General features: G+C 29.5%; 9 protein-coding genes. All 9 read left to right on the top strand.

The genetic code is table 11. The annotated features are described in order from the left end of the window. The first annotated feature begins 7 nt into the window (after positions 1-7). The 9 genes from AZF04_RS11890 (at position 8) to AZF04_RS11845 (ending at position 11894) form a co-directional block, all read left to right on the top strand. Complete coding sequence (locus tag AZF04_RS11890) at positions 8-1828, top strand: polysaccharide biosynthesis protein (protein WP_061948912.1); 1821 nt, start codon at positions 8-10, stop codon at positions 1826-1828. Between the two features lie 127 nt (positions 1829-1955). After that, on the top strand, positions 1956-2579 hold the full coding sequence (locus tag AZF04_RS11885) for a sugar transferase (protein ID WP_061948911.1): 624 nt from the start codon (positions 1956-1958) through the stop codon (positions 2577-2579). Beyond that, positions 2576-4585, top strand: a complete 2010-nt coding sequence (locus tag AZF04_RS21945) for an NAD-dependent epimerase/dehydratase family protein (RefSeq protein WP_082795353.1) — start codon at positions 2576-2578, stop codon at positions 4583-4585. Before AZF04_RS11885 ends, AZF04_RS21945 begins: the two co-directional genes overlap by 4 nt. Before the next feature lie 64 nt (positions 4586-4649). After that, positions 4650-5828: a glycosyltransferase family 4 protein gene (locus AZF04_RS11870; protein WP_061948910.1), complete on the top strand. Its 1179-nt coding sequence runs from the start codon at positions 4650-4652 to the stop codon at positions 5826-5828. Positions 5829-5917: 89 nt separating this feature from the next. Next, positions 5918-6982: an EpsG family protein gene (locus AZF04_RS11865; RefSeq protein ID WP_061948909.1), complete on the top strand. Its 1065-nt coding sequence runs from the start codon at positions 5918-5920 to the stop codon at positions 6980-6982. A gap of 94 nt (positions 6983-7076) precedes the next feature. Next, complete coding sequence (locus AZF04_RS11860; protein WP_061948908.1) at positions 7077-7982, top strand: ATP-grasp fold amidoligase family protein; 906 nt, start codon at positions 7077-7079, stop codon at positions 7980-7982. A gap of 50 nt (positions 7983-8032) precedes the next feature. After that, entirely contained in the window at positions 8033-8932 is a 900-nt protein-coding gene (locus AZF04_RS11855) for a glycosyltransferase family 2 protein (protein ID WP_061948907.1), read from the top strand. A gap of 46 nt (positions 8933-8978) precedes the next feature. After that, a complete protein-coding gene (locus AZF04_RS11850) occupies positions 8979-10181 on the top strand; it encodes a polysaccharide pyruvyl transferase family protein (protein ID WP_061948906.1) in 1203 nt (400 codons plus the stop codon). A 240-nt stretch (positions 10182-10421) separates the two neighbouring features. Then, on the top strand, positions 10422-11894 hold the full coding sequence (locus AZF04_RS11845) for an oligosaccharide flippase family protein (protein ID WP_061948905.1): 1473 nt from the start codon (positions 10422-10424) through the stop codon (positions 11892-11894). The last annotated feature ends 56 nt before the right edge of the window (positions 11895-11950 follow it).

Genomic DNA, 11950 nt, shown 5'->3' with positions numbered 1-11950 from the left:
GAGTGTTATGTCTTATAAGAAGCGATTATGGCTATTAATAGGTGTCGATTCATTAATTGTGATGACCTCAATTTTTATTAGCTTCTTTTTGTTAAGTCCTTCTGGAAATCTTTTATCAATGATATTAATATTAAGTTCAATTATTTTATTATTGAGTCATCATGTTTTTGCTGGTGTTTTTAAGCTTTATAAAAAAGCTTGGCAATATGCCAGTGTCAATGAGTTAACCAATATTTTTTATGCAGTCAGCTGCTCTATTGCTGTAACGGCTTTATCTCAAGCAATCTTATTTGGAAGTGTATCTTTACGAACCTTAGTCATTACATGGATGATGCATATTATCCTAATTGGTGGCTCGCGATTTGCTTGGAGGCTTTATCGAGATACATATATGCGACCGAAATATAAGGGGAAACGTACATTAATTATCGGAGCCGGTAATGCGGGTACGATGATTGTTAGACAGCTAAAGCAAAGTGATAAGCCAGAGCTTAATCCGGTAGGGTTTATTGATGATGATAATAATAAGATGCATTTAGAGATATTAGATGTGCCTGTTTTAGGAAATGTACAAGATATTACAAGGTTAGTCCAAGAGTATAGAATTGAACATATTGTCATTGCAATTCCTTCGTTAAATCGTCATGATTTACAGCATATATTTCAGGAGTGTTCAAAGACTGACGTTAAAACACAAATCCTCCCAAGAATCGAAGATTTAATGTTAGGTACAGTATCAGTGAATCAATTTAAAGATGTCGAAGTAGAGGATTTACTTGGTAGAGATCCCGTAAAATTAGATATTGATGGAATTGCTGATTATATTACTGATAAAACGATATTAGTAACCGGTGCCGGTGGTTCAATTGGTTCAGAGATTTGTCGTCAGCTTGCACGTTTCTCTCCTAAACAACTCGTTCTGTTAGGACATGGTGAGAATAGTATTTATTCAATTGAAATGGAAATGAGAAGAAGTATTCCTGATTTAAATATTGATACAGAAATTGCTGACGTGCAGGACCGAGAAAAAATCATTGCTATTATGGAACAAAGAAAACCACATGTTGTCTTTCATGCAGCGGCACATAAGCACGTGCCATTAATGGAACGAAATCCTGAGGAAGCTGTAAAAAATAACGTGATTGGAACTAAAAATGTTGCGGAAGCAGCTGATTTTGCTAGAGTAAATACTTTTGTAATGATTTCAACTGATAAAGCGGTCAATCCTACAAGTGTAATGGGTTCAACGAAACGAATGGCGGAAATGATAGTCCAACATATGGACATGATTAGTGATACTCGTTTTGTTGCAGTACGATTCGGTAATGTGCTAGGAAGTCGAGGTAGTGTTATTCCCTTATTTAAACAGCAAATTAAAAATGGGGGACCTGTTACCGTAACTGATCCTGAGATGGTTCGTTATTTTATGACGATTCCTGAAGCGTCACGGCTTGTATTACAGGCTGGATCACTTGCGCAAGGTGGAGAAGTGTTTGTTTTAGATATGGGAGAACCTGTTAAAATTGTTGATTTAGCAAAGAATTTAATTAAACTATCTGGTTACACAGAAGAGGAGATACCTATTATATTTACAGGGATGCGTCCTGGTGAGAAGTTGTTTGAGGAATTGCTTAGCAAAGACGAAGTTCATAATGAACAGGTGTATCCGATGATATATCGAGGAAAAACACCGCCAGTAAATATCAATGTCACATATGATTTACTTGATGAATTTTTAGAACAAGATAGAGATGTTTTGCGGGAGCGACTACTTGATATTTCAAACTTCAGAGTTAAAGAGTTAAATTTATTAAGTAAAGCAAAATAAACCATTAATAAAAAATCCATTCGAGAATTGAGTGGATTTTTTATTTGATAAGTGAATAAGTGGTAATAAATTGTGATTATCTCTTATTCACTTATTGAAAATAAAGATAGAATTGGAGTGGTATCTCATGTATATAAAGATTAAAAGAATGGGCGATATTATTTTATCGTTTTTAGGGCTAGTTATTCTATCACCGATTTTCCTTTTGTTATTTGTATCAATTAAGCTAGATTCAAAGGGACCGATTTTTTTCAAACAAAAAAGGATAGGTATTTACAAATCACATTTTTACATATACAAATTCAGAACGATGAAAATGGATACACCAAAAGATACACCGACACATTTATTGAAGGACCCAGACCAATTTATTACGAGAGTCGGAAAATTTTTAAGAAAAACATCCTTAGATGAGCTTCCTCAAATTTGGAATATTTTTAAAGGTGATATGAGTATTATTGGGCCTCGCCCAGCTTTATGGAATCAATATGATTTAATGAAAGAAAGAGACAAGTATCAAGCAAATGACATTTTACCGGGCTTAACAGGATGGGCTCAAATTAATGGTCGTGATGAGCTGCCGATAGATATTAAAGCTAAGCTTGATGGAGAGTATATTAAACAAATCGGTTTTAAAATGGACGTGAAATGTTTCTTAGGTACTCTATTAAGTGTTGTTAAAAGCGATGGTGTAGTAGAAGGCGGAACGGGAAGAGCACCAGAACTGACTAAGGAGAAGCAAGCGAAATGAAAAGGATACTAATTACAGGTAAGAGCAGTTACATTGGTCAAAATGTTATAAGATGGTTAGATAAGAGCCCAAATGAATATAGGGTAGATACAATAAGTGTCAGAGATGAATCTTGGAAAGAAGTAGATTTCGCTAATTATGATGTAGTCTTGCATCTAGCTGGAATTGCTCATGTATCTACAAACCCTAAAATGGAAGAAGAGTATTATCGAGTGAATCGTGATTTAACTATAGAGTTGGCTAAAAAAGCAAAAGCTGATGGTGTTACACAATTTATTTTTATGAGTAGTATAATTGTTTATGGAAATGCTTCAAGAGTCAAAAATCCAATTACTAAAGATACAATTCCGAAGCCTACTAACTTTTATGGTAACAGTAAATTGCAGGCTGAAGAAGGGATAGAAGGTTTAAACGATGAAAGGTTTCGTATCGTAATTATTAGACCTCCAATGATTTATGGAAAAGGTTCAAAAGGGAATTATGCTAAATTGGCAAAATTAGCTAGGGTAACTCCGATTTTCCCCAGCATAGATAATCAGAGAAGTATGCTATATATTGATAATTTGTGTGAGTTTTTACGTCTAATCTTAGATAATAAAGAGCGAGGTACTTTCTTTCCACAAAATAGAGAATATGTTAGGACAAGTGAACTAGTGAGTATGATTGCAGAAGTGAATAATAAAAAATTACGGCTAACAAGTTTTTTTAATCCTGTACTAAGATTATTAAGTCTAAAAATAGAATTTATTAATAAAGTTTTCGGAAATTTAGTTTATGAAAAAAATCTAAGTGAAAGTGAAGAGAAATATCAAATTCGAGACTTAAGAGAGTCAATAATAGCGTCGGAAAAAAATAAAGAAGATAAAGAAACCATTGATATATTATTAATGAGCGATAATAGTTTGGAAACAGTAGGGGGAGAACAAGAATCTACTAAAATAATTATCAAAGGAATAAAAGATTACTATAAAGTCGGGGTAATTCAACCAGGTGATGTATCGAATCCTGTAAAAGGTGTTGAATATTATCATGTTAATTCTAAAAAGAGAATTAAACATCTAGTTAGAAATCCTTTTGTATTCTTAAGCTATATTATTAGAGTAAGAAGGTTAATAATTTATAAAAGTCCTAAAATGATACATACTCAAGCACAGGTGAGCTTTTTTATTGTTGCTTTATTGAGTAAATTTAAATTAATACCAAAAAACATAAAGTTAATACACACAGAAAGAGGATTATATACGAAATATAATAGCTTCTTTAAGCGAGTTTTCCACTTCTTTATGAAAGAACTTGATGTTTTAGTGACAACAACTAAATTTAATATGAATTATTGGAAAGAGGCAATGGAACAAAGAAATCAATTTGTGGAGTATAAAGTTATAGAAAATACTGCAGGGGAAATCTTTGAATCATATGATAATCAACTAGAAAACTTAAAGCCTGATAAATCAATTGTAATTGGTTTTGCAGGGCGTTATTGTGATTGGAAAAACTGGCCACTAGCGGTAGAGATATGTAAAAAATTAAATGATGAATTAGGAAATAAATTGCATGTTAAAATGGCAGTAGGTTGTTTAGACGATAAGGCGAAACATGATACACAAAATATGTTCGATAACTTAAAAAGTATATTGGGAGAACGATTTCAAGGTTTGGTTAATATTGATATTGAAGCTATGAATAAATATTATTATGAACTAGATGTGTTTATATTGACTTCCGATTACAATACTGAATCTTTTGGTAGAACTCTAGTAGAAGCAATGAGTAGAAAGACAATTGTTTTAACTACAAATGCGGGGGGAGCTGTGGAGGTTGTTGGGAATAAAAAAAATGTCTATAACACAGTAGAAGGTTTTTCTGAAAGGATATTAAATTTATTAGCACATCCGCATATTATGGATTATGAAAAAGAAGAGAATTTACTGAGAGTTAAAGAAAAATATTCACTAATTAATAATATAGAAAAACATTTGAAACTTTACAATCATTATAATAATTAGGGTTAATATAAAATTGAATTAGAAGATTATAATAATAGTAGTTATTTAGTCTGGGGAGAATAAAATGAAAGTTGTATTTGCGCATGACCATGTCTTTAAAGAGAGTTTAGACGGGAACTTATATACTGCAGGTAGTTTTAATAATGAAGTATGGAAAAGATATCTAAATCATTTTGATGAAATAATCGTGGCAGCAAGATTAGACAGTAAAAAGGTGGAGGCTATAAACAAGTACAATAATTTTGATCTACATCAAACATCTTTTTTACCAATCCCATCTTTAAGTGGTCCTATTGCACAGTTTAAAAATAAATCTGAAGCGATTGAAAAAATTAAAAAAGCTTTAATTGAATCAGATGCCTTAATAGCAAGACTACCAAGCGAAATTGGAAATTTATCCATTGGTATTGCACAAGAAATGGGGAAACCTTTTGCTGTGGAAGTGGTTGCTTGTGTATGGGATGCATTATGGAATTATGGTAAATTGCAGGCTAAAATTTATGCTCCAATAGCTTTTAATAAAATGAAACGAGCAATTTATAATGCCCCTTATGCAATTTATGTCACAAACGACTTTCTTCAAGAAAGATATCCATGCTCTGGTAAGATAGAAAATGTATCTAATGTAGAAATAAAAGATGTGATGGAAGCTAGTCTGGAAAAAAGGCTCGAAAGTTTAAATTTACCAAAAGAAAAGTATAATATAGGTATGATAGGGAACTTAAATAATCGAATAAAAGGCTGGGATATTGCTTTAAAAGCAATTGGAATATTAAATAAGAAGGGTATAGACTTTCAGTTTCATATTCTGGGTGATGGTAATAAGGAGAAATGGAATGATATGGCTAGAAGCTTAGGGGTTGACGACAAGTTGACTTTTACAGGTGTCTTACCAAGCGGGGAACCGGTTTTTAATTGGCTTGATAAAATTGATGTATATATACAGCCAAGTTTTCAAGAAGGATTACCAAGAGCAGTAATTGAAGCAATGAGTAGGGGGTGTCCTGTGGTTGGCTCAGCTGCAGGAGGTATACCTGAACTCATTGATAATAGTTGTATCCACAGAGTTGGTGACTTTGAAGGATTAGCTGATAGTTTATTGAATATTATAACAAATCGAAATTTCGCAAAAGAAATAGCTGTAAAAAATCATATAGAATCAAGAAGATATCAAAAAAATATTTTAGATAAGAAGCGAAATAACTTTTGGAATGAATTTCTAAATCATATCAATTCGAATTAAATATAATATAGTTGATGAGACTTGTATAAATGTTAAAAATTTTATTAAATTAATATTTAGTTAAAATAAATAATTTTGGAAGTGGAATGATGTTCTTTTATTTGTTTTTAGCAATAATAGTTGCAGTATTTGCCGAATTATCTTTGAAAGTAAAATCGAAGATAATGAAGGTTTTGTGTTTCATCATTATGATTACACTCCCATCATTTCTTTTTGCGGTTAGATATGGAATCGGAACTGATTATTATAGTTATTTAAATAGTTTTGAGCAAGTACGGAATGGAAATAGCATAAGATTAGAATGGGGATATGAGGGGTTAAATAAAATAGTAGCTTTTCTTGGTGGCGAAGTTGAGCTTGTTTTTTTTATAACGGGTATTATAATGTTTTCTTTTATATTCTTGGCACTTAAGAATTATAGAAATATATTAAGTCCAGGAATAGGGATGTTTATGTTTATGCTATTATATTATCAAATGTCATTTAATACGGTTCGACAAGTAGTGACAATGTCAATTGTTTTATATAGTATGAAATTTATAAAAGAAAGACAATTAATTAAATTTACTATACTCATTATTTTTGCATCAGGATTTCATAATTCTGCATTGCTATTTTTTCCTGTTTATTTTATTTATGAATTAATAGGCAAAAAAAATAGAGGTGTTTATAAATTCTTTCTATACTTTTTAATTTTAGCAGCAATATTTAGTATGGATAAAATTCTATTACCAGTTTTAAGTTTGAATCCCGAACTTGATTATTATGTTAAATACCTTGAAAATGATAAAACTTTAGATACAGGGTTAGGTTTTTTGATAAGGAGTCTACCTTTTCTTATAATAGGATTTTACTTATTTAAATTTTTAAAAATAAGAGATAGATTCTTAATTTTTTATTCTTCAATCTTTATAATAAGTTTACTGTTTAAGTTCACAGCATTTGTAGGTGCAGACTATATAAACAGATTATCTTGGAATTTTGAAGTAGTACTCATTGTATTAATACCATATTACATTAGAGTGTTAAATAATAGAGGTGAGACATTTTTAAGTTGGTTACTTCTATGTTATGTAATATTACATTGGTACTATATATATATTTATATAGGTAGTCATGGGTCATTCCCATATCAATGGATATTTAATAATTGATTTAATGTAAAGATAACTGTGATTCCATACCTCTACTTATTAGATAGATAAATTGTATTTAAAGATATTATCTATAAAAAGAAAGGACAGGTTAATGACTAGTAAACTTAAGAAAGTTCTAAAACAACCACAACTCTTATTACATTTACTTATAAAAAAAGCAAAAATATTTAGGTTATTGTCGGATGAGACTTATATAAAGATAAATTATAAACTGCGTTTAAGACAAAAACTTAACTTATCAAACCCTCAATCATTTAACGAAAAGTTACAATGGTTAAAATTGTACAATAGAAAAAGAGAATATTCATTACTAGTTGATAAATTTGAGGTGAGGAATTATATAGCTGAAACAATTGGAGAGAAATACTTAATCCCTTTATTAGGAGTTTATAATTGTTATGATGAAATTAATTTTGATGAATTGCCAGACCAATTTGTTTTAAAACCAAATCATACATCAGGTGATGTATATATTTGTAAGGATAAATCTAAAATAAATCATTCTAAATTAAGACGTGATATCAATAAATGGTTAAAACGTGAGTATTTTTGGGTGCATCGTGAGTGGCCATATAAAAACATTAAACCAAGAATTATTTGTGAAAAATATATGGTAGATGAAACAGGATTAGGTTTAAATGATTTTAAACTTATGTGCTTTAATGGGAAGGTGAAGTGCACTTTTGTTTGCTTAAATAGAGAGACTAAAAAGGGTGTTAATATTGATATATACGACCAGAACTGGAACCTTATGCCATTTGGGAGGAAACATAGAACAAACAGTGGAAGCTTAACAACAGTACCACAAAAATATCATGAAATGAAAGACTTAGCCCATAAAATTTCAGAGTATATTCCATTTGTTAGAGTTGATTTTTATGAATTCAAAGGTGAATTGTATTTTGGTGAGATTACTTTTTATCCAGGATCTGGTTATGAAGAGTTTACTCCTAACTCTTATGATCTAGTATTAGGAAGTTGGTTAAAAATACATTAGGGATTAAAAAAGTGAATTTAAAATAATGGAATTATATAGAGAGGTGCTTTGTGAGTAATTTAGTGAGCGTAATAATTACAACATATAAAAGACCATATGGAGTATTACTAAGGGCGGTACAAAGTGTATTAAATCAAAGCTATGAGAATTTGGAAATAATTATTATAGATGATTCTCCTAACGATGACCCTAATAGAAAAGAAGTAGAAATGAATATAAGAAATCTGAATGATAGTCGAGTCAAGTATATACAACATAAGTCTAATCAAGGAGCATGTAAAGCTAGAAATACTGGAATTGAGGCTTCTAAAGGTGAATATGTTGCTTTCTTAGATGATGATGATGAATGGATATTTAATAAAATCGAGTTACAGTTGGAGAAGTTTGTAGATAAGCAAGTCGGTCTAGTTTACTGTGACTCATTTACTATAATTTTAAGGGGAAATGAGAAAGAAAGAAAAGTTTTAAGGGCTAACAGAGTGTCTGGTATGGTTTACGATAAATTAATATTATGGAATTTTATCGGATCAACTTCTTTTGTAATGTTGAAAAAGGAATCTTTGGAATTTTGTGGAGGTTTTAATAATGAACTAAAGGCTTCACAAGATTTCGAATTGTGGCTGCGAATATCTAAATACTATAAAGTAGACTATGTTGACATTCCCTTAGTTAATTACTATATCCATGAGGGAGAAAGAATTTCGGCCAATGTTGATAATAAGATTCAGGGGTTAGAAAAAATAAATGAGCTTAATTTAGAATACTTAAAATTAAAACCTAGAGTTAATTCTATAAGAAAGTTAAAATTAATTCCTTATTATGCTATGAAGAGTGGTTATAAACAAGCTTTAAAAAAGTGGTTCTATGCTGTAAAGATTTACCCATTCCACAGAGAAAGTTTAATCCATTTTGCGAAAATTTTTTATTATAATAACAAAAAAAGTATATAATATAATAATCAAACTTATTATTATTTAATAATGAAAGGAATATAAATTGGATAAATATATTTTAATTACAGGTGGAGAATTGTTTAATAAAGGCGCAGAATCTATGACATTTGTTGCTGTAGATGAAATTAAAGAAAGGTTCCCAGGGAGAAAAATTATACTTCTCTCTAGTAGAGATTACGATAGGGAAAAAAAGGAAAAAGAAAATTATAAATTTGACATATTACCAATTAATACAAGTATAGTGCTCGAAATTTTGGGAGGACCATTAAGGATTTTATGGGAAGCAAAGGCAAAGAAAGTCGACAAAAAATATTCATCAGTGTTACCGAAAATAAAAAAAGTATTGCTAAATACGGAAGCAATTATTGATGTGAGCGGTTATGCTTTATCATCTCAGTTTGGTACGGGTAGTTCCTTAGGTTACCTTTTAAGAATTAAGCTTGCAAAGAAATACGGAATAGATGTTTATTTGATGCCACAATCCTTTGGTCCTTTTTCTTATAAAGGATTAGGGAAACCTATAATTAAATTTCTTATGAAAGATGCTATAAAATATCCTAAAGTAATCTATGCAAGGGAAAATGAAGGTTATAATTTTCTTGCTATTGACTATAAACTTAAAAATGTTAAAAAATCATATGATTTAGTTCTAATGAATAAAGGAATTAACTTATCAAATGTATTTAAGGAAATGCCTGAAATACCAGATTTTCAAAATATTGGTGGGGTTGCGATTGTTCCGAATATGAAAAATCTTAAACATGGTAATGTTAAACAAATAATATCATTATATAGTTCGGTGATTAAGAGTTTATTAAAGTCAGGAAAAAAAGTATATCTGATTCGCCACTCATTTGAAGATATTAAGGCATGTGAAATGATAAAGGAAAAATTCTATGAAAATGAAAATGTAATAATGATAACTGACGATATGAGTAGTTTTGAATTCGATGAACTTGTAAAGAAATTTGACTTTATTATAGGATCTAGATTTCATTCAATTGTCCATGCTTATAAGAATTCAATACCATGTATTGCGTTAGGCTGGGCAACAAAATATCATGAATTGTTAGAGATATTTAACCAAGAAAACTATATATTTGACGTAAGAAATAACTTAGATACTAAAAAAGTAGAATCAGCAGTTGAAACAATGTTATACCAATATCAAAAAGAATCAAAGAATATTAGTGAGCAATTAAGTAAGGTGCAAAATCATAATGTTTTTGATGTATTAAATCAATAATTCAATAAATAACTCAATTATACTACTATTTACATATAGTAGAAGTGTAACTCAATTATTATTGTTATGTTAAAATATTTAACGAGTGAAGCAATAGTAATTGAGACAAACAATTATTATAAAATGAGAACATTCGTTTAAAGGTAATTGAAGTAAAAATTCAATTGCCTTTTGTTTTGTAAATTTTAAATTACTAAAGTTTTAAACAATTTATAAAAGATAAGAAGTGATGAAAATTTTATGGAGAGTAATATAAAAAACAAAACAATCAAGGGAGTAAAGTGGACAAGTTTAAATACTATATTTAATTCGGTTAGTTATCCTATATATCAGATTATATTAGCTACTTTATTGCTTCCTCAAGATTTTGCTTATATTGCGATAATCAGTTTGTTTATTTCATTATCTGTAATGATAAATAATTTAGGAATTGGAGAAGCGGTTATACAAAAAGATAAAGTAAATACACAACAATTATCATCATTATTTTTCTTTAGTGCATTAATTTCAATTATAATTTCAAGCATTTTATTTGTAACTGCACCCTATATATCAAATTATTATGAACTTCAGAATTTAGAAATCATAGTTAAGTTAATCATAATTACGATTATAATTAATGGTTCGACAAGCATTTTCAGAGTGATTTTACAGAAAAACTTATTATTTAAAGAGTATTCTATTATCCTAATGATTAAAATATTGTTAGATATGGTATTAACTCTTACCTTAATAATTTCAGGATTTGGTATATTTGGATATGTATATGGTACTATTGGAGCTACACTCATTTATGCAATCTTACTTATAACCGTCGCACTGAGAAAAACAGAAATGAAGATTTTGATTCATTTTAACATGAAAGATATTATACCCTTTTTAAATTTTGGGTTTTCTATTTCTTTAAAAAAAATATTAACTGAAATAACCCATCGGATAGATGAAGTTATTATAGGAGGAATGCTTGCACCTGAAATATTGGGAGTCTACTTCTTCGGGAAGAATTTAATTTTACATTTACGTGCCCTTATTACTAATGCATTTGGACAAATCTTATTGCCTGTCTTTTCTAAAATGAAAAGTGATTTGGTAAAACTGAAAAGAGTTTATAATAAAGTTTCATATTTAATAGCAATGGTATCATTTCCTGTATTTGTTGGTATTTCACTCACTGCGCATTTGATAATTCCTACATTTTTTGGGGATCAATGGATTGGTAGTATCGAGGTTATTCAAGTATTGTCAATTGTAATGATATTCTTAGTCCTTACAGCTAATATAGCCACTTCCTTGTTATATTCATTAAATAAACCTATGTTAGTATTGTATATTGATATAGTATCTGCCTTCGTATATATATTCACTTTGTATGTGTTTGGAAATAAAGGCTTACAGATAATATTAACATTGTACTCTTTACAAATAATCTTAAAAACCGTTACTTTGCAATTCTTTGTTAGTAAAGGTCTAAATTTTAAATTTTTAAAATATGTGTTTCAGTTTAAAAAGGTCATATTCTCTACCGTAACTATGGCATTTGTAGTAGTAATATCACAAATTTTATTTTCTGAAATTAATGAGTTTATACAATTAGTGCTTTCTATAATTATTGGAATACTAGTATATGTAGGTTTGCAATATATAATTGATAAAAATAATGTAAAAGAATTATTATCTATATTTTTAAAAAGGAGAATAAAGAAGACCACTTAGAACTTTATAGCAGAAGTTCATAGTAGTGTTTGGTTATAGATATTAGAAGGTAAATA

The organism is Alkalihalobacillus trypoxylicola (assembly GCF_001590785.1).
GTDB lineage: Bacteria > Bacillota > Bacilli > Bacillales > Bacillaceae_D > Alkalihalobacillus > Alkalihalobacillus trypoxylicola.
The sequence above is the reverse complement of the archived record's forward strand: the minus strand, read 5'-3'. Positions and strand labels throughout refer to the sequence as shown.

What these genes read in the sequence shown, in the direction of transcription:
- AZF04_RS11890 (WP_061948912.1), top strand. Translation starts at nt 8, where the DNA reads ATGTCTTATAAGAAGCGATTATGGCTATTAATAGGTGTCGATTCATTA.
- AZF04_RS11885 (WP_061948911.1), top strand. Translation starts at nt 1,956, where the DNA reads ATGTATATAAAGATTAAAAGAATGGGCGATATTATTTTATCGTTTTTA.
- AZF04_RS21945 (WP_082795353.1), top strand. Translation starts at nt 2,576, where the DNA reads ATGAAAAGGATACTAATTACAGGTAAGAGCAGTTACATTGGTCAAAAT.
- AZF04_RS11870 (WP_061948910.1), top strand. Translation starts at nt 4,650, where the DNA reads ATGAAAGTTGTATTTGCGCATGACCATGTCTTTAAAGAGAGTTTAGAC.
- AZF04_RS11865 (WP_061948909.1), top strand. Translation starts at nt 5,918, where the DNA reads ATGTTCTTTTATTTGTTTTTAGCAATAATAGTTGCAGTATTTGCCGAA.
- AZF04_RS11860 (WP_061948908.1), top strand. Translation starts at nt 7,077, where the DNA reads ATGACTAGTAAACTTAAGAAAGTTCTAAAACAACCACAACTCTTATTA.
- AZF04_RS11845 (WP_061948905.1), top strand. Translation starts at nt 10,422, where the DNA reads ATGGAGAGTAATATAAAAAACAAAACAATCAAGGGAGTAAAGTGGACA.